Below are 21,281 nucleotides of genomic sequence, written 5' to 3' on the forward strand. Positions count from 1 at the left end.
GGGGCGCCATGCCGACGAACGGACGAGGACGCCTGTGGGCCGCGCTGGGTGGCGCCGCCCTGCTGATCGGCTGCGTGTCGGGGCCGGCCGTGTCGGATGAGGCGGGCGGCTCCGGCGGCCGGGGCGGTCCCGGAGGCCCGGGGCAGCACGGGGAGGAGCGCCGGGTGCTGGTGTTCTCCAAGACCGCCGGCTTCCGCCACGACTCGATCCCCGAAGGCATCACGGCCGTACGGGAACTGGGGGCCGCCCACGGCTTCGCGGTCGACGCCACGGAGGACGCGGGCGCCTTCACCGCCCGCAACCTCGGGCGCTACGACGCCGTGGTCTTCCTCTCCACGACCGGTGACGTCCTGAACGCGGCCCAACAGGGCGCGTTCGAGCGGTACATCAAACGCGGGGGCTCCTACGTCGGCGTCCACGCGGCTGCCGACACCGAGTACGACTGGGCCTTCTACGGCGGGCTCGCGGGCGCGTACTTCCAGTCGCACCCCGCGATCCAGCCCGCGACGGTCGACGTCGAGGACCACGCTCACCCGGCCACCGCCGGTCTGGGTGCCACCTGGAACCGCACGGACGAGTGGTACAACTACCGCTCCAACCCCCGTGAGAGGGCCCATGTCCTCGCGTCGCTCGACGAGTCGTCGTACAGCGGCGGCACCATGAACGGCGACCATCCGATCGCCTGGTGCCAGGACTACCGGGGCGGGCGCGCCTTCTACACCGGCGGCGGCCACACCAAGGAGTCCTTCGCCGAACCCGCCTTCCGGCAGCACCTGCTGGGCGGCATCCGGTGGGCGATCGGCGAGGCCCAGGCCGACTGCCGCCCGGAGAACGGCTACCGGCCGCTGTTCGACGGAACCGCCGACTCGCTCGCGGCATGGCGGCAGGCGGGCCCGGGCTCCTTCACCCTGTCCGACGACGGCACGATCACGTCGTCCGACGGGATGGGCATGCTCTGGTACGCGGACCGGAGCTTCGGGTCGTACTCCCTGAAGCTCGACTGGAGGATGTCCGGCCCCTCGGGCGACGACAACTCCGGTGTCTTCGTCGGCTTCCCGCCCTCCGAGGATCCGTGGTCGGCCGTGAACAACGGTTACGAGGTCCAGATCGACGCCACGGACGTACCCGAGAGGACCACCGGGTCCGTCTACGGCTTCCGCTCCGCCGACATCGGCAAGCGCGACCGTGCGCTGAACCCGCCGGGGGAGTGGAACACGTACGAGATCCGCGTGGAGGGCGAGCGCCTGCGCGTCTGGCTCAACGGCGTGAAGATCAACGACTTCACCAACACCGATCCGGTACGGAGCCTGAGCGACGGCCACTTCGGCATCCAGAACCACGGATCCGCCGATCAGGTGTCCTTCCGTGACATCCGGATCAAGGAGCTGCCCGCGCGGGCCGCCGACAGGGCGGATTCGCCTCCGGGCGACTGAGCGACGGCGGGCGGGGGACGCCGGACCTCCGCCCGCCGTCTTGCCCCTTCTTCTCGCCCCTTCCCCTTCCCTCTTCCCCACGGAGGGTTCCCGGCCCTTCCCACCACTGGCCCGACGAGGAGGCTGCCCATGTCCGCGTCCGTGTCCGTCACCCCACCCAGCGTCGGCGTCTGGCTGATCGGCGCACGGGGTTCCGTCGCCACCACCGTCGTCGCGGGCTGCGCGGCCGTCACGGCGGGCCTGCACACCCCGACGGGCATGGTCACCGAGACCCCTCTCTTCGCCGACACGCGCCTTCCGCCCCTGTCCTCCCTCGTCTTCGGCGGCCACGACACGGTCGACTGCCCCCTGCCCAAGCGTGCCGAAGCCCTCGCGGCCGGGGGCGTCCTGCCCCATGGCCTCCCCGTGGCCGTCGGAGCCGAACTGGCCGCCGCCGACCGGGAGATCAGACCCGGCGGCCCCCTCCCGGGCGACACCAGGACCCCCGACGAGCTGATCTCCTCCCACGCCGCCGACATCCAGGACTTCGTACGACGCCGGGGGCTGGCCCGGGCCGTGGTGGTGAACGTCGCCTCCACGGAACCCGCGCCCACCGGCGCGGCCCTGCCGCCGAGCTCCCTCTACGCGGCGGCGGCCCTGCGCGCCGGCTGCCCCTACGTGAACTTCACTCCGTCGACCGGCCTCCAGCACCCGGCCCTGGCCGCGCTCGTCGCCTCCTGCGGGCTGCCGTACGCGGGCCGCGACGGCAAGACCGGGCAGACCCTGCTCCGCTCGGTCCTGGGCCCGATGTTCGCCCAACGGGCCCTGGCCGTCCGGGCGTGGTCCGGCACCAACCTGCTCGGCGGTGGTGACGGCGCCGCCCTCGCCGACCCGGCCGCCGCCGCTGCCAAGAACGCCGGCAAGGAGCGCGTCCTGACCGACAGCCTGGGGGCGACCCCCGAGGGCGAGACCCACATCGACGACGTCCTCGCCCTCGGCGACTGGAAGACCGCCTGGGACCACATCGCCTTCGACGGCTTCCTCGGCGTCCGGATGGTCCTCCAGACCACCTGGCAGGGCTGCGACTCCGCCCTCGCCGCCCCCCTGGTGCTCGACCTGGCCCGCCTCCTGGCCCGCGCCCACGAAGCGGGCCTCACCGGCCCCTTGGCCGAGCTGGGCTTCTACTTCAAGGACCCGGAGGGGGAGAGCCCGGCGGCACTGGGGGAGCAGTACGCGGAGCTGACGGGACTGGCGGAGCGGCTGCGGGCCGCGGGGCCGCCGCTGGGGGAGCCCGGCGCCGGTCAGCAGCCGACGCCGCACGAGGAGACCCGATGAACGGGGGACGTCGTCGAGGGCGGCCCGACGCCGACGCGGCCGCCGACGCCGCCCGCTCACCCCGTCCGCCGCACACACCCCGACCGCCCCTGCCCTCCCGGTCACTCCAGCCCTCCTCCCCGCCTCTGCCCTCCCGGTCACTCCAGCCCTCCTCCCCGCCTCTGCCCTCCCGGTCACTCCAGCCCTCCTCCCCGCCTCCGCCCTCCCGGTCACTCCAGCCCTCCCGGTCATTCACCGCCTCCTCCCAGCCGTCCGAGTCACCTCAGCCGACCGCCTCGACCACCCCGACCACCCCGACCGTCACCTCCCCGACCACCCCCCTCTCCTTCGGCTACGGCACCAACGGCCTCGCCGACCTCCGGCTGGACGACGCGCTCGCCCTCCTCGCCGACCTCGGCTACGACGGAGTCGGTCTCACGCTCGACCACATGCATCTCGACCCGCTCGCTCCCGACCTCGCCGCCCGGACCCGGCGGCTCGCCCGGCGGCTGGACGAGCTCGGTCTGTCCGTCACCGTGGAGACCGGCGCCCGCTATGTGCTGGACGCGCGCCGCAAACACGGCCCCACACTCCTGGATCCCGACCCGGACGACCGCGCCCGCCGGGCCGACCTGCTCGTCCGTGCCGTGCGCGTCGCGGCCGACCTCGGCGCCCACGCCGTGCACTGCTTCAGCGGGGTCACGCCACCGGGCACGGACGAGGACACCGCCTGGAAGCGTCTCCCCGACGCACTCGCCCCCGTCCTCGACGCCGCCACCGCCGCCGGTGTCCCCCTCGCGATCGAGCCCGAACCCGGTCACCTCCTCGCCACGCTCGCCGACTTCCACCGCCTCCGCGCGGCCCTCGACAGCCCCGCCCCACTCGGCCTCACCCTCGACATCGGCCACTGCCAGTGCCTCGAACCCCTCCCTCCGGCCGACTGCGTCCGCGCCGCCGCGCCCTGGCTGCGCCATGTACAGATCGAGGACATGCGCCGCGGTGTCCACGAACACCTGCCCCTCGGCGAGGGCGAGATCGACTTCCCGCCCGTCCTCGCGGCGCTCGCCGCCGTCGACTACCGGGGCCTGACCGTCGTCGAACTGCCCCGTCACTCCCACGCGGGCCCGCACTTCGCCGAGCGGTCGCTCTCCTTCCTCGAACAGGCCCTCACCCTCCGCCACGACGACACGTCCGGCCGCACCGCCCTTCCCGGGAGCAGCTCGTGATCCACCACCGCACCCCGGCCACGCCGACGACCGGTCACGCCCATCCAGCCCACCACCCGGACCACCACCCGGCCCGCACCGCCCCCGCCGACCTGCGCCGCCACCTGGACGCCCACCTCACGGGCGCCGCCCACGCCTGGCTGGGCCGGGCGCTGGACGAGGCCGCCGATCAACCGGGCAGCCACGGGCCCATCTCCGCCTGGGAGTCGCGCCTCGCCGAGGCGGGCCGCCGCTGCGGCACCGAGCACGCCGACGCCGTCCGCGTCCTGATCCTGCACGCGGCCCGCGCCGACACCGACGCGCTCACCCGGGTCTACCGCCAGGGCACCGCCGACGAACGCCGCGCGGTCCTGCACGCGCTGCCCCACCTCGTGCCTGGCCCCGAGGCGCTGCACCTCGTCGAGGACGCCCTGCGCACCAACGACACCCGCCTCGTCGCCGCCGCCCTCGGCCCGTACGGCGCCCGCCACCTGGCCCCGCACCCGTGGCGGCAGGCCGTCCTCAAGTGCCTGTTCGCCGGCGTGCGCGTCGACGAGGCCGCCGACCTGGCCCGCCGTGCCCGGGACGACACCGAACTCGCCCGTATGCTCCGCGCCTTCGCCGAGGAGCGCACCGCCGCGGGCCGTCCCGTACCCGAGGACCTGTACCGCGTCCTGGCCCTGACCGCGCCCCCACCGGCCGCCGAGCACGGCCTCGACGGCGAGGAGTCCTGATGCGCATCTTCGACCCCCACATCCACATGACGTCACGCACCACCGACGACTACGAGGCGATGCACGCGGCGGGCGTCCGCGCGGTCGTGGAACCGGCCTTCTGGCAGGGACAGCCCCGCACGTCGCCGGACTCCTTCGTCGACTACTTCGACTCCCTGCTCGGCTGGGAACCCTTCCGCGCCGCCCAGTACGGCATCGCCCACCACTGCGCCCTCGCCCTCAACCCCAAGGAGGCGAACGACCCGCGGTGCACCCCCGTGCTGGCCCTGCTGCCCCGCTACCTGCTCAAGGACCGGGTCGTGGCGGTCGGCGAGATCGGCTACGACTCCATGACCCCGGCCGAGGACCACGCGCTCGAACTCCAGCTTCAGCTGGCCGCCGACCACGGCCTGCCCGCCCTCGTTCACACCCCCCACCGGGACAAGCTCGCCGGTCTGCGCCGCACCCTCGACGTCGTACGGTCCTCCGCCCTGCCCGTCGAGCGGGTGCTGCTCGACCACCTCAACGAGACCACCGTCGAGGAGGCCAGGGACAGCGGCGCCTGGCTCGGCTTCTCCGTCTACCCGGACACCAAGATGGACGAGGAGCGCATGGTCGCCGTCCTCAAGAAGTTCGGCCCGGAGAAAGTGCTGGTCAACTCCGCCGCCGACTGGGGCAGAAGCGACCCCCTCAAGACGCGCCGGGTGGCCGACGCCCTGCTCGCGGCCGGATTCGACGAGGACGACGTCGATCTGGTGCTGTGGCGCAACCCGGTGGACTTCTACGGACTCAGCGGCCGGCTCGACCTCGGCGTCACCGCGACGGACGCGACGCACGAGGGCAACAGCATCCTGCGCGGCGGTGAGTGACCGATGCGCTTCCGCCACCCCGACGGCTCCACCGTCCACCTCGCCTACTGCACCAACGTGCACCCGGCCGAGACCCTCGACGGTGTCCTCGCCCAACTCCGCGACCACTGCGAGCCCGTACGCCGCCGCCTCGGCCGCGACCGCCTCGGCATCGGCCTGTGGCTGGCCAGGGACGCCGCCGCGGCCCTGGTGACCGACCCGTCCGCACTGCGCGGCCTGCGCACGGAACTCGACCGACGCGGCCTCGAAGTGGTCACCCTCAACGGTTTCCCCTACCAGGGCTTCGGCGCCGAAGAGGTCAAGTACCGCGTCTACCGGCCGGACTGGGCCGACCCCGAGCGCCTCGACCACACCACCTCCCTCGCCCGGGTGCTCGCCCAGCTCCTCCCGGACGACGTCACCGAGGGCACCATCTCCACCCTGCCCCTGGCCTGGCGCACGGCCCACGACGACACCCGCGCCGCCCGGTCCCGCACGGCCCTGCGCACCCTCGCCGAACGCCTCGACGTCGTGGCCGAACTGACCGGCCGCTCCATCCGCATCGGTCTGGAACCCGAACCGGGCTGCACCGTCGAGACCACCGCCGACGCCATCGGCCCCCTGACGGACATCGGCCACGACCGCATCGGCATCTGCGTCGACACCTGCCATCTCGCCACCTCCTTCGAAGACCCGCGCACCGCCCTGGACGCGCTCACCCGAGCCCGCGTCCCCCTCGTCAAATCCCAGCTCTCGGCCGCCCTGCACGCCGAACACCCCCACCTCCCCGAGGTCCGCGAAGCCCTTGCCGCCTTCGACGAGCCCCGCTTCCTGCACCAGACCCGCACCTCCACCGCCGCCGGCCTGCGCGGCACCGACGACCTGGGCGAGGCCCTCTCGGGCGACACGCTGCCCGACGCCTCCCCCTGGCGGGCCCACTTCCACGTCCCGCTCCACGCGGCCCCCGCCGCACCCCTCACCTCCACACTCCCCGTCCTCAAGGCCGCCCTGACCCGGCTGGTCGGCGGCGCCCACCCCCTCACCCGCCATCTGGAGGTCGAGACCTACACCTGGCAGGCCCTGCCCACCGCACTGCGCCCCAGCACCCGCGCCCAGCTCGCCGACGGCATCGCCGCCGAACTCGCCCTGGCACGCGACCTGTTGACGGACCTCGGACTCAAGGAGCTGCCGTGAACCCGGAGGAGCAGCCATGACCCCGCAACCCGACGCCGGGCCCACCCCCCTCCTCGTCCTGGACGTCGTCGGCCTCACCCCCCGTCTCCTCGACCACATGCCCCACCTCAAGGCCCTCGGCCGGTCCGGCTCCCGGGCCCCGCTCGGCACCGTCCTGCCCGCCGTCACCTGCGCCGCCCAGTCCACCTTCCTGACCGGCACCCTCCCCGCCGAGCACGGCATCGTCGGCAACGGCTGGTACTTCCGCGAACTCGGCGACGTCCTGCTGTGGCGCCAGCACAACGGGCTCGTCGCCGGCGACAGACTCTGGGACGCCGCCCGCCGCGCCCACCCCGGCTACACCGTCGCCAACATCTGCTGGTGGTACGCCATGGGCGCCGACACCGACATCACCGTCACCCCCCGCCCGATCTACTACTCCGACGGCCGCAAGGAACCCGACTGCTACACCCGCCCCCCGGCCCTGCACGACGAACTCACCGCCGAACTCGGCACGTTCCCCCTGTTCCACTTCTGGGGACCGGGCGCCGACCTGGTCTCCAGCCGATGGATCATCGACGCGACCCGCCACATCCTGCGCACCCGCCACCCCGACCTGGCGCTCTGCTACCTCCCCCACCTCGACTACGACCTGCAGCGCCACGGCCCCGACGACCCGCGCTCCCTGAAGGCCGCCGCCGACCTGGACAGGGCCGTGGCGCCCCTCCTCGACGACGCCCGCGCGCAGGGCCGTACCGTCGTCGCGCTCTCCGAGTACGGCATCACCCGCGCCGACCGCCCCGTCGACATCAACCGCGCCCTGCGCCGTGCCGGCCTCCTCGAGGTGCACACCCAGGACGGCATGGAGTACCTCGACCCGATGGCCTCACGGGCCTTCGCGGTCGCCGACCACCAGATCGCCCATGTGTACGTGCGCCGCGCCGAGGACCTGGACGCCACCAGGGAAGCCCTCACCGACCTGCCCGGGATCGACCGACTCCTCGAAGACGAGGGCAAGAAGGCCCATCACCTCGACCATCCACGCTCCGGCGAGTTCGTCGCCGTCGCGGAGCCGGACGCCTGGTTCACGTACTACTACTGGCTCGACGACGACCGCGCACCCGACTTCGCGCGCACCGTCGAGATCCATCGCAAACCCGGTTACGACCCGGTCGAGCTGTTCATGGACCCGCTCGACCCGATGGTGAAGTTCAAGGCGGCCACGGCGCTGGCCCGCAAGAAACTCGGCCTGCGCTACCGCATGGCGGTCGTGCCGCTGGATCCCTCGCCTATTCGCGGCAGCCACGGCCGCCTTCCCGCGAGCGACGACGACGGTCCGCTCATCATCTGCTCCACCCCCCGAGCCGTCGGTGACCGGGTGGCGGCCACCGATGTGAAAGCACTCCTGCTCCGACTCGCCGGTCTGTCCTGACCGGCGCCCAGGACCCACGGGTCCTGACTGGTCACCAGTGAAGCACCCACCACTGACAACGCCCTTCCACGCAGAGGAGCCCCGGACATGAGCCGCACCCACCAGCCGGATCCCGAACTCACCCACCGCCTCAGCAGACGAGGCATGCTCGGCGTCGCCGCCGGCGCCACGGTCGCCGCCCTGCTGGGCGCGGCCGCCCCCGCGCAGGCCGCCACGGGCACCGAGGCCGCGACCGCCACCGGAGCAGCGGGCAAGGGCCGGGGCCGCCCCGTCCTCCCGCCCGGCCGGCTCGGCATCCAGCTCTACAGCCTGCGCGACAAGGTCTCCACCCTCGGCTTCGCCCCCGTCTTCGCCGAACTGGAGAAGTACGGCTACGACGAGGTCGAGTTCGCCGGCTACACCCAGGGCTCGGCGGGCCCCATCACCCTCGCCCAGCTGAAGCGCCTGGCCCGTGACCACGGCCTCACCCCGATCGGCAGCCACGTCGGCTACTACGCGAGCGACCCGAACGCGTACACCTTCGCCCAGAACCTCACCAAGGTCCTCGACGACGCCCAGGCCCTGGGCCTCAAGCACATCGGCACCGCCGCCGGTCCCTTCCGCTACGGCATGACCGTCGACGCGATGAAGCGGGCCGCCCACGAGTTCAACACCTACGGCGCGGCGGCCAGGGCGCGGGGCATGAAGTTCTACCAGCACAACCACTCCGAGGAGTTCTCCTTCGCCACCGACAACCCCAAGGTCCGCCTCTACGACGTGCTGCTCCGGGAGACCGACCCCGACCTGGTCTTCCTGGAGATGGACATCTTCTGGGCGTACGTGGCCCAGTTCCGGTTCTCCCAGCGGCCCGACGGCACCTCCGCGCCCTTCGAGCCCCTGGACTACGTCCTGCGCCGCCCGAACCGCTACCCGCTCTTCCACGTCAAGGACGGCGAGAGCGACCCGTCGAACCCCTTCGGCTACCGCATGGTGGACGTCGGCGACGGCGACATCGACTACCAGAAGTTCATCTCGGCCGTCACCCGGCTGAAGGGCCACCGTCTCGCCCACCACTGGCAGGCCGAGCACGACAACCCCGCCGAGTCCTTCACGTTCGCCCGCCGTTCCAGCGAGCACCTGCACTCGCTGCGGGAGAAGTGCTGACCGACGCCGGACGCGGAGGCGTCAGGCCACTTGTCAGGCCACTTCGTCACCGAGCGGACGGGGGTTGGGAGTGATCCGCCGGTTGCGGGGCCGCCCCGGCGGATGCAGGAAGACCGCCACGCAACCGGCGAACAGCGAGATGGAACCGGCGAGCACGAAGGCGCCCGCGTAGTCCCAGGCGCCCACGACCACGGCGCCCATGCCGGAGCCGAGCAGACCGGAGACCAGCTTGGAGCTGTAGACCAGGCCGTAGTTGGAGGCGTTGTTGTTTTCGCCGAAGTAGTCGGCGGTCATCGCCGCGAACATCGGGAAGATGGCGCCGCCGCCGAAGCCGGAGATGCTGGAGAACACCAGGAAGAGCGGCAGGTTGCCGATGTTGCCCGACCACAGGATGCCGTACTGGGACAGGCCCAGCACGATGCACACGAAGATCAGGCACTGCTTGCGGCCGTAGCGGTCGGAGAGCCAGCCGATGACACCGCGTCCCGTGCCGTTGACGATCGCCTTCAGGGACATGGCGGTGGCCACGATCCCACCCGCGAAACCCGCCTCGTTGCCGAACGGCACCTGGAAGGCGATGCCGAAGATGTTCACGCCCGAGGTGCACAGCAGACAGAACCACATGAGCGCGACCCGGCCCGTCCGCCAGGCCTCACCCGGCGTGTACTGCTTCACGGCGGGCGGGTTCTTCTCCAGCGCCCGCCGGGCGCGCGGGTCGTCCGGCTTGCGCAGCGGGTCGACCTCGGCCGGCCACCAGTTCTTCGGCGGGTCCTGGAAGAAGTGGCCGGCCACGGCGACGACCGACGCGAGGAACACCCCGACGCAGACGAGCACCCAGCGGAAGTTCGTCAGGTCCATGTACCCGGTGAAGATGAACACGAAGGGCACCGAACCGTAGGCGAAACCGCCGTTGACGAAGCCGGTCTTGCCACCCTTGCGCTCCGGATACCACTTGCCGACCATGTTCACGCAGGTCGCGTACACCATGCCCGCGCCCATGCCGCTGAACATGCCGAACCCGATGTACGCGACGACGACGTGCGGCGCGAACGCGAGGGACACGTACCCGAGCAGGGTGCCGACGGCGCCCAGCATCATCGCCCAGCGGGCGGGCAGTTTGCCGCTCTCGCGCAGCTTGCCTGCGGGGAAGGCCACCGCGGCCTGGAAGAACACCCAGACGCCCAGCATCCAGAAGATGTGCTGGTTGCTCCAGCTGTGCGCCGTGTGCAGGGTCTCCTCGGCGGACGCGAACGCGTACTCCGCCGAGCTGATGCCCATCATGCCCACCCACGGCAGGATGACCATCCACTTGCGTTTGCGGCCCATGATGTCCAGGTCGGACTCGCCGATCCGGTACATCCGGCCGTTGGCATCCGTCACCTCCCGGTAGGGGACGGGTGTGGAGATGTCAGTTGTTGCCATGTCGATCGAACCCTCCGCGTGGAAGAAGTCTGGCCAGCGCCCCCTGTCCGTGCTTCTTTGCGCCGGGGCCCGCGGTGAGCGGTCGCCGCAGGCCCCGTGGTTCGAGCCGTCGCTCAGCTCATCGACCGCCCCCCAACATCCCGCCCGTCTCCCACCACCGCCCTACCGGAGGGGCCTTCGGCCCCCAACCTCTCTGCCGCCCTGGCCCACCGGTACTTCGCGCCGAGCACCGCCACCGGCTTCTCGGTCGTGTACGGGTACGCCACGACTCCCCGCTCGAAGAGGTACTGGCAGGCCTCCTCCACCTCGACGTCGCCCGCGAGCGACGCCACGACCGGCTTCTCGACGCCCCGCTCCCGGAACTCGGCCACCACGCGCGCGGTGAGCTCCGCGAAGACCATCGGGGGAGTGACGATGGTGTGCCAGTAGCCGAGGACGAGCGCGTGGATGCGCGGGTCCTCCAGACCCAGCCGGATCGTCGCCTCGTACGTCGACGGCGGCTCGCCCCCGGTGATGTCGACGGGGTTGCCGGCCGCCCCGAACGGCGGGATGAACGTCCGGAACGACGCGTCGAGGTCCGGCGGGATCTCCATCAGGGTCAGCCCGTTGTCCGTCACGGCGTCCGACAGCAGCACGCCACTGCCGCCGGCCCCCGTGATGATCACGACGTTGTCGCCCTGCGGAGCCGGCAGCACCGGCAACGCGCGCGCGTACTCCAGCATGTCGTTCAGCCCCGGCGCCCTGATGACACCCGCCTGCTTGAGGATGTCCTCGTACACGGCGTCGTCGCCCGCGAGCGCGCCCGTGTGCGAGCCCGCCGCCTTCGCCCCGGCCGCCGTACGGCCGGCCTTCAGGACGACGACCGGTTTCTTCGGGACGGTCGCCCGCGCGGCCTCCACGAAGGCCCGCCCGTCCTTCAGGTCCTCCAGATGCATGGCGATGCACTCGGTGTGCGGGTCCTCGCCGAACCAGGTCAGCAGGTCGTCCTCGTCCAGGTCCGACTTGTTGCCGAGCCCGACGATCGCCGACACGCCCGTCTTCGTGGTGCGCGCGAAGCCCAGGATGGCCATCCCGATGCCGCCGGACTGCGAGGTCAGCGCCACCCCGCCCTTGACGTCGTACGGCGTGCAGAACGTGGCGCACAGGTCCTGCCAGGTGGAGTAGTAGCCGTAGATGTTCGGCCCGAGCAGCCGGACGCCGTGCCGCTCGGCGATCGCCACGATCTCGTCCTGGAGTCCGTGCTCGCCGGTCTCCGCGAAGCCCGACGGGATCAGTACGGCGTTGGGGATCCCCTTGCGACCCACCTCCTCCAGCGCCGCGGCCACGAACTTGGCGGGGATCGCGAAGACCGCCACATCCACCTCACCGGGAACGTCCGTGACACTCTTGTACGCCTTGCGGCCCAGAATGTCATCGGCCTTGGGGTTCACCGGATGGATCTCGCCGGCGAAGCCCCCGTCGACGAGGTTGCGCATCACCGAGTTGCCGATCTTGCCCTGCTCGTTGGAGGCCCCGATCACGGCCACCGACGAGGGCTCCATCAGCCGGCGCATCGACGCGAGGATCTCCTCGCGCGTGTACCTGCGCCTCGGCTTCGGCACCGACCGGGCGAGGATCACCCGGATGTCCGCGGCGACCGCTCCCTCCGGCGTCGCGATCACCGGGTTGAGGTCCACCTCGGCTATCTCGGGGAAGTCCGCGACGAGTTCGGAGACCCGGCGGATCTGCTCGGCGATCGCCCACCGGTCCACGGCCGGCGCCCCGCGCACCCCGCGCAGGATCTCCGCCGCGCGGATCGAGTCCAGCATGGACAGCGCCTCGTCCGCGTCGACCGGCGCGAGCCGGAACGTCACGTCCTTGAGGACCTCCACCAGCACCCCGCCGAGCCCGAACGCGACGACCTTCCCGAACGTCGGGTCCGTCACCGCGCCGACGATGACCTCCTGCCCCTTCGGCAGCAGCTCCTGCACCTGGACACCCTCGATACGGGCGGCGGGCGCGTAGGCGCGGGCGTTGTCGACGATGGTGTGGAACGCGGCCCGTACATCGGCCGCGCCCTCCACCCCGACGATCACACCTCCGGCGTCGGTCTTGTGCAGGATGTCCGGCGACACGATCTTCATCACCACCGGCCCGCCGAAGCGCGCCGCGTACGACACCGCCTCCTCGACGTCCCGCGCCAGCTCCTCGCCGGGTACGGCGATCCCGTACGCGTCGGCGATCACCTTGCCCTCGGGAGCGGTCAGCGCGCTCCGGCCCTCGGCCCGTACGGCGTCGAGGAGCGAACGCACCTTCAGCTCCCGGTCTTCGGCCATCAATCAGATCACTCCGTTCGACTTGAGCAGGCGCAGCTCCTCGTCGCCGAGCCCCAGCTCGCCGACGTAGACCTCTTCGTTGTGTTCGCCGAGCAGGGGTGAACTGGTCACGTCCACGGGGGAGTCGGACAGCTTCAGCGGGCTGCCGACGGTCACGAACTCGCCGCGCTCGGGGTGCGGCACGGTGACGACCATCTCGTTGGAGACCAGCGACTCGTCCTCGATGATCTCCTTGGTGGAGAGGATCGGCCCGCACGGGATGTTGTGCGCGTTGAGCCGCTCCAGCACCTCCCACTTGGGGAGCGTGGCCGACCACTCCTCGATGAGCTGGAACATCTTGTTCAGCTTGGGGAGGCGGGCCTCCGGCGTCGCCCACTCGGGGTCGTCCGCGAGCTCCGGCCGGCCGATGAGTTCGCTGAGCGGCTGCCAGCCGACGGGCTGCACGATGACGTACACGTAGTCGTTCGGGCCGCCCGGCGCGCACTTCACGGCCCAGCCGGGCTGACCTCCGCCGGACGCGTTGCCCGACCTGGGGACCTCGTCGCCGAAGTCGTCGTTGGGATACTCACGCAGCGGGCCGTGGGCCAGCCGCTGCTGGTCCCTCAGCTTCACCCGGCAGAGGTTGAGGACCGCGTGCTGCATGGCCACGTTGACCCGCTGGCCGCGCCCGGTGTTCTCCCGCTGGTACAGCGCCGCGAGGATCCCCGCCACGGCGTGGACGCCCGTGCCCGAGTCCCCGATCTGGGCCCCCGTCGCCAGCGGCGGTCCCTCCTCGAAGCCGGTGGTCGCCATGGACCCGCCCATGGCCTGCGCGACGACCTCGTACGCCTTGAAGTTGGTGTAGGGACCGTCCCCGAACCCCTTGATGGAGGCATAGACGATCCGCGGATTGATCTCCTGGATGCGATCCCAGGTGAAGCCCATGCGGTCGACCGCGCCCGGTCCGAAGTTCTCGACCATGACGTCGGAGCGCCGGATCAGCTCGGTGAGGATCTCCTTGCCGCGCTCGGTCTTGGTGTTGAGGGTGATGCTCCGCTTGTTGCAGTTGAGCATCGTGAAGTAGAGGGAGTCGACGTCCGGGAGGTCGCGCAGCTGCTTGCGCGTGATGTCCCCGGTCGGCGCCTCCAGCTTCACCACGTCCGCGCCGAGCCAGGCGAGCAGTTGGGTGGCGGACGGGCCGGACTGGACGTGCGTCATGTCGAGGACGCGGATGCCTTCGAGAGCCTTGGTCATGCCGAGGTCACCTCACTTGTACATCGTCTGGTTCATGGTTCCGGGGGCGTACGCGTCCGGGTCGACCCAGACGTTGATGAGCGACGGCTTGCCCGACTCCCGGGCGCGCCGCAGGGCGGGGCCGATGTCGGCGGGGTCGCGGACCTCCTCGCCGTAACCGCCCAGCATCTGGGCGAACTTGTCGTAGTGGACGTCGCCGAGGGTGTTGCCGATCCGCTCGCGCTCCTCCCCGTACTTGGCCTTCTGGCCGTAACGGATCTGGTTCATCGAGGAGTTGTTGCCGACGATCCCGACGAAGGGCAGGTCGTAGCGGACGAGGGTCTCGAAGTCCCAGCCGGTGAGGGAGAAGGCGCCGTCACCGAAGAGGGCCACCACCTCCTTGTCGGGCCGTGCCTTCTTCGCGGCGAGCACGAAGGGGACGCCGACGCCGAGCGTGCCGAGGGGGCCCGGGTCCATCCAGTGCCCGGGTGACTTGGGCTGCACGACCTGACCGGAGAAGGTGACGATGTCGCCGCCGTCGCCGATGTAGATGGAGTCCTCGGTGAGGAAGTCGTTGATCTCGCTGACCAGCCGGTAGGGGTGGATGGGCGAGGCGTCGGACCTCAGGCTGGGCAGCCGCTTCTCGATGGCGGTCTGCTCGGCGGCGCGCAGCTCGTCGAGCCACTCCTTGCGCTTCGACGCGCCCCCGTTCATGCGCCCGGAGGCCGCTTCCGTCACCGATTTGAGCACGAGGCCCGCGTCGCCGACGATCCCGAGGTCGATGTCGCGGTTCTTGCCGACGGTCCGGTAGTCGAGGTCGATCTGCACGACGGTCGCGTCCGGCGACAGCCGCTTGCCGTAGCCCATGCGGAAGTCGAAGGGGGTACCGACGATGACGATGACATCGGCGTTGGAGAAGGCGTACCGGCGGGAGAGCTGGAAGTGGTGCGGGTCGCCGGGCGGGAGCGTGCCGCGCCCGGCGCCGTTCATGTACGCCGGGATGTTGAGCGTGCGCACCAGCTCGATCGCGGACTCGGTGCCGCGCGTGGTCCACACCTGGCTGCCCAGCAGGATCGCGGGCTTCTCGGCGTGCACCAGCAGGTCGGCGAGCTTCTCGATGGCCTCGGGGTCGCCGGCCGAGCGGGTCGAGGCCCGGTAGGCGCCGGCCTTCGGTACGCGCGCCTTCTCGACGGGCACCTTGGCGTCGAGGACGTCACGCGGGATCTCCAGGAACGAGGGCCCGGGGGCGCCGTGGTAGCACTCGCGGAACGCCATCGACACCATGTCGGCGGCGCGGGCCGTGTCCGGCACGGTCGCCGCGAACTTGGTGATCGGCGTCATCATGTCGACGTGCGGCAGGTCCTGGAGGGAGCCCATCTTGTGCTGGGTGTGCGCGCCCTGGCCGCCGATCAGCAGCATCGGGGACTCCGCGCGGAAGGCGTTGGCGACGCCGGTCACGGCGTCGGTCGTACCGGGGCCGGCGGTGACGACCGCGCAGCCGGGCTTGCCGGTGATCCGGGCGTAGCCGTCGGCGGCGTGTGCGGCGACCTGCTCGTGGCGGACGTCGACGACCTCGATGCCCTCGTCGACGCAGCCGTCGTAGATGTCGATGATGTGGCCGCCGCACAGGGTGTAGATGACCTCCACACCCTCCGCTTTGAGTGCCTTCGCGACGAGGTGACCACCGGAAATGAGGTCCTGGCTGTTGCCGTCGGGCATGGCGGGGTCCTGTCCCTTCGTAGGGGTCTTCCTAGGGGTTGGAGCGCGCTCGCGGTCGATTGCATACAGTCGACGAATACTGTATGAAGCTTGTTATCCCGCATCCGGTGGGTGGTGTCCAGGGGGCGTGCGGCACTTTTGAGTCAGGAGCCGGAATGGACCTGTTCGAACACCAGGCAAGGGAACTCTTCGAGGAACACGGCATCCCGGTGCCACGGGCGGAGGTCACCGACTCGCCCAAGGAGGCGCGCGAGATCGCCCGCCGACTCGGCGGACGCGTCGTCGTCAAGGCCCAGGTGAAGACCGGCGGGCGTGGCAAGGCGGGCGGGGTGAAGCTCGCCGCCGACCCCGCCGCCACCGAACTGACCGCACGGCAGATCCTCGGCATGGACATCAAGGGCCACACCGTGCACCAGGTGATGATCGCCGAACCTGTCGCGATCGAGAGCGAGTTCTACGTCTCGTACGTCCTCGACCGCGCCGCCGGCCGCTTCCTCGCGATCGCCTCGGCCGAGGGCGGCATGGACATCGAGGAGGTCGCGGCGACCAGGCCGGACGCCGTGGTCCGGATACCCGTCGACCCCGTCGAGGGCGTCACCTCCGCGAAGGCGTCCGAGATCGCCGAGGCGGCCGGCCTGCCGCCGCAGACCGTCGACGTCCTCATGCGGCTCTGGGAGGTGCTGACCCGCGAGGACGCCCTCCTCGTCGAGGTCAACCCGCTCGTCCGCACCGAAGAGGGCCGCATCCTCGCCCTCGACGGCAAGGTCACCCTCGACGACAACGCGGGCTTCCGGCAGACCCGTTGGGGGGACGAGGGCTTCGCGCCCGACGACCCGCTGGAGGCGGCGGCCGCCGCCAAGGGCCTCAACTACGTGAAACTGGACGGTGAGGTCGGCGTCATCGGCAACGGCGCGGGACTGGTCATGTCGACCCTCGACGTGGTCGCGGGCTGCGGCGCCCGCCCCGCCGACTTCCTCGACATCGGCGGCGGCGCCTCCGCCCAGATCATGGCCGACGGCCTCTCCGTCATCCTCTCCGACCCGGCCGTGAAGTCCGTCCTCGTCAACGTCTTCGGCGGGATCACCGCCTGCGACGCGGTCGCCGACGGCATCGTCCAGGCCCTGGACAGCGTCCAGTTGACCAAACCGCTCGTCGTCCGCCTCGACGGCAACAACGCCGTGCGCGGCCGGGCGATCCTCGACGACCGCGACCACCCCCTCGTCCACCAGGCCACCACCATGGACGGCGCCGCGCGCCGCGCCGCCGACCTCGCCCACGCGACCTGAGGAGCCCGGACATGGCCATCTACCTCACCAAGGAGAGCAAGGTCCTCGTCCAGGGCATGACCGGCGGCGAGGGCATGAAGCACACCCGCCGCATGCTCGCGGCCGGCACGAACGTCGTCGGCGGCGTCAACCCCCGCAAGGCCGGCCGCACCGTGGACTTCGATGTCCCCCAGTGCCTCACGGGCCTGGGAGGTGCCCCCAGTGCGATCCCCGTCTTCGGCTCCGTCGCCGAGGGCGTCGAGGTCACCGGCGCCGACGTCACCGTCGTCTTCGTCCCGCCCGCCTTCGCCAAGGCGGCCGTCGTCGAGGCCGCCGACGCGGGCATCGGCCTCGCCGTCGTCATCACCGAGGGCATCCCCGTCCACGACTCCGTCGCCTTCACGGCGTACGCCCGGTCCAGGGGCACCCGGATCATCGGCCCCAACTGCCCCGGCCTGATCACCCCGGGCCAGGCCAACGCCGGCATCATCCCCGCCGACATCACCAAGCCGGGACGCGTCGGCCTGGTCTCCAAGTCCGGCACGCTCACCTACCAGCTCATGTACGAACTCCGCGACACCGGCTTCTCCACCTGCGTCGGCATCGGCGGCGACCCCGTCGTCGGCACCACCCACATCGACTGCCTCGCCGCCTTCCAGGACGACCCCGACACCGAACTGATCGTCCTCATCGGCGAGATCGGCGGCGACGCCGAGGAACGCGCCGCCGCGTACATCCGCGACCACGTCACCAAGCCCGTCGTCGGCTACATCGCCGGCTTCACCGCCCCCGAGGGCAGGACGATGGGCCACGCCGGCGCGATCGTCTCCGGCTCATCCGGTACGGCGCAGGCGAAGAAGGAGGCGCTGGAGGCGGTCGGGGTACGGGTCGGGAACACCCCCACCGAGACGGCCCGCCTCGTCCTGGCCGCCCTGGAAGGCGGTGCGTGACATGACCCCCACACCGACACCCGCCCCCGCCCTCACCCTCAAGGCCGGCACCGCCTGGACCGACGCCTGGCGCCGCTGCCTCGCCGTCGCCCCCGAGGCCTTCCGGGACGACCGGGTCCTCAACCTCTGGAACGGCTCCTGGCAGGCCGACGGCCGGGCGCTCCCCGCCACCAGCCCCGTCGACGGCAGCCCCGTCGCGGGGCCGCCCCGACTGGACGGCGCCACCGCGCACCACGCCGTCCGGGCCTGTCTCGACCAGCACCGCGCCTGGCGTCACGTCCCCCTCGCCGAACGCCGCGCCCGGGTCGCCGCCACCCTCGACGCCCTCACCCGGCACCGCGAACTGCTCGCCCTGCTCCTCGTCTGGGAGATCGGCAAGCCCTGGCGGTTGGCACAGGCCGACGTGGACCGGGCCATCGACGGCGTCCGCTGGTACGTCGACGGCATCGAACCCATGGTCGAAGGGCGGGTCCCCCTCGACGGCCCCGTCTCCAACATCGCCAGCTGGAACTACCCCATGAGCGTGCTCGTCCACGCGATGCTGGTCCAGGCCCTGGCGGGCAACGCCGTCATCGCCAAGACACCCACCGACGGGGGCGTCGCCTGCCTCACCCTCGCCAGCGCCCTCGCCGCCCGCGAAGGCGTCCCCGTCACCCTGGTCAGCGGCAGCGGACGTGAACTGTCCGAGGCGCTGGTCCGCGCCCCCGAGATCGGCTGCGTCTCCTTCGTCGGCGGCCGTGACACGGGCGCCGCCGTGGCCACCGCCGTCGCCGACCTCGGCAAACGCCATGTCCTGGAACAGGAGGGCCTGAACACCTGGGGCATCTGGAACCACACCGACTGGGAGAGCCTCACCGCCGTCGTCCCCAAACTCTTCGACTACGGCAAACAGCGCTGCACGGCCTATCCGCGCTTCGTCGTCCAGCGCGAGCTGTTCGACGAGTTCCTCGCGGCGTACCTCCCCGCGGTCCGCACCCTGAGGGTGGGCCACCCGCTGGCCGTGGAGCACCCCGACGACCCGTACCCGACGCTGGACTTCGGACCCGTCATCAACGCGGCCAAGGCCAAGGAACTGACCGACCAGGTCGCCGAGGCCGTCGACCGGGGCGCCGTTCCGCTGCACCGGGGGCGACTCGCCGACGCGCGCTTCCTGCCCGGCCAGGACACCGGCGCGTACGTCCAGCCCGTCACCCTCCTCGACCCGCCCTCGTCCTCCCCGCTCCACCACGCGGAACCCTTCGGCCCGGTCGACACGATCGTCCTGGTCGACACCGAGGCCGAGCTGCTCGCCGCGATGAACGCCTCGAACGGCGCGCTCGTCGCCACCCTGTCCACCGACGACCGGGCGACGTACGAGCGGCTCGCACCCCAGATCCGGGCGTTCAAGGTCGGCCACGGCAGGCCGCGCTCCCGCGGCGACCGCGACGAGCTCTTCGGCGGCTTCGGCGCCTCCTGGCGGGGTGCCTTCGTCGGCGGCGAGCTGCTGGTGAAGGCCGTCACGCGCGGTCCGGCGGGGGAGCGGCTGCCGGGGAACTTCCCCGAGTACCACCTCATGCCGTCCGCGGCCTGACCTGGCCGGAAAGTAACTGTCCGATCACCCCTGGTGAGGCCGTGCGGGCCTGCTCGTCGAGTCCCGCACGGCCCTGTCCTGAGCCCGGATATGCAGGTGAAAGGCACTCCGAAACCTTGGTATTGTTGTCCATGTCGCCGCCGGGAGCACTCCTGGCAAGGCGGCAGACACCTGGTCCGGGTGGCGGAATGGCAGACGCGCTAGCTTGAGGTGCTAGTGCCCTTTATCGGGCGTGGGGGTTCAAGTCCCCCCTCGGACACCACATAGCAAAGAGATCGACATCGACCCCATCGACCGTTCCGGTCGGTGGGGTTCTTCGCTGCCGCCGGGGCCCGCTCGTTCCGCCCCGGAGCATGCCGAGCCCGGCCCCGCCGATCTCTCTGGACTCAACCCACCGGTCTCACGTCTCACGGCGTGTACGGGGCGTCGCTGTGGTGGAGTTCGACCATGGCGGGCTCCGTCACCTGGTAGACGGCGGTTCGCCGGAGTGTCACCACGGCCGTCGGTTCCGAGTCACCGCGGGTGAGGTAGACGACCGTCGCCTGCCTCTCGGGCGACGAGATGTCGATCGAGACCACCGGCGTACGGTCGCCGAGGGAGACGGCGGCGGCCGGTACCGGGGTTCCGGCGTCGTTGCGCCAGGTGACGAGGCCGTAGAACTTGCCCGTGCCCCCGGTGGTGACCTTGATGGCGGCCACGGCGTCCGCCGCCGGGTCACCTGTCATGTCCCCGATGCCGCACTGCGGCTGCAGCTCGATCACCACACCGTCGCCCTCCCACCGCCCGTCGGTGAAGGCGACGGTCCCCTCAGGGGCGTCCGGCAGCCGCATGGAGGAGTTCTGCAGCTCGGCGTCGCGCAGCTGATCGCAGGTCAGCGCACCCGCTGGGCCCTTGCCTCCCGGCTTCTTCGAAGAGTCCGGCGACTCCTTGGCCGATTCTTTTCCGTCGTCCTTGACCGAGCCGCTGTCAGGTTTCTTCGAGGAGGCGGCAGGCTTCGGAGACTTCGATGCCGAACTCTCCCCGCCGCTCGCCGTGTCCTTGCATCCCACCGCGGCCGACACCAGGGCGAGGGTGGCAATCAGCCGCGTTCCCCGTCTCGCCCATCTCCCGGTTCGATTCACCGTAGGTTCCCCCTTTATCCGCTTCGCAGGGCCGCACGCACGGCCAACAGGGTCGAAGACGCGCCATTTTGCGCCACGGTTGCGGATGCCGGGCGGAATCGACGGGGAGGTGCCGCAGGCGCAGGGGGCCGAGGCGTCGTGCCCCTTCCCGCCGGATAGCGGGGGCCGCTCAGCCGGTCGCACATCCGGAGTCGGCGGGGCACGCTGGAAACAGCCACCCGTGACGTACGGGCGGGCCGGTGCGGGGGACGAGCCTCCCTGCCGGTGCAGAGGAGCAGAGGAACAGGACGAGGTGACCACGCATGCGCCATGGGGTGGTGCCACCGCCGCCGCGGGTTCGTCGCTGCCCGCTCGGCCAGGGGCGGGGCGGCAGTGCCGTCCGGCTAGTCGGGCTCGTCAGGCCAGTCCGGCTCGTCCGTCCCGCCGGACCGTCGGCCCTGTAGAGCCCTGGCGGATCCCATGAAACC

The 21,281-nt window shown here is 71.4% G+C and carries 15 protein-coding genes, 1 tRNA gene and 1 pseudogene; 12 read left to right on the forward strand and 5 right to left on the reverse strand.

Translation table 11 applies throughout. From position 1 onward, the window contains the following. Positions 1-8: 8 nt before the first annotated feature. From RM704_RS05270 to RM704_RS05305, 8 genes and pseudogenes are all read left to right on the forward strand, one after another. Positions 9-1,433 carry a ThuA domain-containing protein gene (locus RM704_RS05270; protein ID WP_033529724.1) on the forward strand — a complete coding sequence of 475 codons (1,425 nt, stop codon included), beginning with the start codon at positions 9-11 and terminating at the stop codon, positions 1,431-1,433. A gap of 129 nt (positions 1,434-1,562) precedes the next feature. Continuing rightward, entirely contained in the window at positions 1,563-2,747 is a 1,185-nt protein-coding gene (locus tag RM704_RS05275; protein ID WP_052146255.1) for an inositol-3-phosphate synthase, read from the forward strand. A gap of 311 nt (positions 2,748-3,058) precedes the next feature. Next, positions 3,059-3,952: pseudogene (locus RM704_RS05280) on the forward strand (sugar phosphate isomerase/epimerase family protein); the annotation flags it as partial. Further along, the gene (locus tag RM704_RS05285; protein WP_033529723.1) at positions 3,949-4,665 is read left to right on the forward strand and encodes an EboA domain-containing protein; all 717 of its coding nucleotides are present in this window, start codon (positions 3,949-3,951) and stop codon (positions 4,663-4,665) included. The pseudogene RM704_RS05280 and the gene RM704_RS05285, both read left to right, overlap by 4 nt. Further along, entirely contained in the window at positions 4,665-5,513 is an 849-nt protein-coding gene (locus tag RM704_RS05290; protein WP_033529722.1) for a TatD family hydrolase, read from the forward strand. Before RM704_RS05285 ends, RM704_RS05290 begins: the two co-directional genes overlap by 1 nt. Positions 5,514-5,516: 3 nt before the next feature. Then, positions 5,517-6,686 (forward strand): metabolite traffic protein EboE, encoded by a 1,170-nt coding sequence (eboE, locus tag RM704_RS05295; protein WP_033529721.1) that lies wholly within the window; start codon positions 5,517-5,519, stop codon positions 6,684-6,686. Between the two features lie 16 nt (positions 6,687-6,702). Beyond that, entirely contained in the window at positions 6,703-8,097 is a 1,395-nt protein-coding gene (locus RM704_RS05300) for an alkaline phosphatase family protein (protein WP_033529720.1), read from the forward strand. Positions 8,098-8,184: 87 nt separating this feature from the next. Then, positions 8,185-9,240, forward strand: a complete 1,056-nt coding sequence (locus tag RM704_RS05305) for a sugar phosphate isomerase/epimerase family protein (RefSeq protein ID WP_033529719.1) — start codon at positions 8,185-8,187, stop codon at positions 9,238-9,240. A gap of 33 nt (positions 9,241-9,273) precedes the next feature. Here RM704_RS05305 and RM704_RS05310 read toward each other — a convergent pair whose 3' ends face one another. The 4 genes from RM704_RS05310 to RM704_RS05325 all read right to left on the reverse strand — a co-directional run bounded on the left by RM704_RS05310 (position 9,274) and on the right by RM704_RS05325 (position 15,908). Next, a complete protein-coding gene (locus RM704_RS05310) occupies positions 9,274-10,662 on the reverse strand; it encodes an OFA family MFS transporter (RefSeq protein WP_033529718.1) in 1,389 nt (462 codons plus the stop codon). Between the two features lie 113 nt (positions 10,663-10,775). Continuing rightward, positions 10,776-12,977: an acetate--CoA ligase family protein gene (locus RM704_RS05315; RefSeq protein WP_052146282.1), complete on the reverse strand. Its 2,202-nt coding sequence runs from the start codon at positions 12,975-12,977 to the stop codon at positions 10,776-10,778. Positions 12,978-12,980: 3 nt separating this feature from the next. Continuing rightward, a complete protein-coding gene (frc, locus tag RM704_RS05320) occupies positions 12,981-14,210 on the reverse strand; it encodes a formyl-CoA transferase (protein WP_033529717.1) in 1,230 nt (409 codons plus the stop codon). A 12-nt stretch (positions 14,211-14,222) separates the two neighbouring features. Next, positions 14,223-15,908: a thiamine pyrophosphate-binding protein gene (locus tag RM704_RS05325; RefSeq protein WP_033529716.1), complete on the reverse strand. Its 1,686-nt coding sequence runs from the start codon at positions 15,906-15,908 to the stop codon at positions 14,223-14,225. Between the two features lie 155 nt (positions 15,909-16,063). Between RM704_RS05325 and sucC the strand changes: the two genes are divergently transcribed. The 4 genes from sucC to RM704_RS05345 all read left to right on the forward strand — a co-directional run bounded on the left by sucC (position 16,064) and on the right by RM704_RS05345 (position 19,955). After that, complete coding sequence (gene sucC, locus RM704_RS05330) at positions 16,064-17,194, forward strand: ADP-forming succinate--CoA ligase subunit beta (protein ID WP_033529715.1); 1,131 nt, start codon at positions 16,064-16,066, stop codon at positions 17,192-17,194. 11 nt (positions 17,195-17,205) lie between these two features. Beyond that, complete coding sequence (sucD, locus tag RM704_RS05335) at positions 17,206-18,123, forward strand: succinate--CoA ligase subunit alpha (protein ID WP_033529714.1); 918 nt, start codon at positions 17,206-17,208, stop codon at positions 18,121-18,123. Between the two features lies 1 nt (position 18,124). After that, positions 18,125-19,693 (forward strand): aldehyde dehydrogenase family protein, encoded by a 1,569-nt coding sequence (locus tag RM704_RS05340; protein ID WP_033529713.1) that lies wholly within the window; start codon positions 18,125-18,127, stop codon positions 19,691-19,693. Positions 19,694-19,867: 174 nt separating this feature from the next. Next, positions 19,868-19,955 (forward strand) — tRNA-Leu (locus RM704_RS05345). A 145-nt stretch (positions 19,956-20,100) separates the two neighbouring features. On the opposite strand, the gene RM704_RS05350 is transcribed toward RM704_RS05345, so the two are convergent. After that, entirely contained in the window at positions 20,101-20,754 is a 654-nt protein-coding gene (locus tag RM704_RS05350; RefSeq protein WP_311589758.1) for a hypothetical protein, read from the reverse strand. Positions 20,755-21,281: the final 527 nt, after the last annotated feature.

Origin of the sequence: Streptomyces gottesmaniae (genome assembly GCF_031845845.1) — a bacterium.
GTDB lineage: Bacteria > Actinomycetota > Actinomycetes > Streptomycetales > Streptomycetaceae > Streptomyces > Streptomyces akebiae.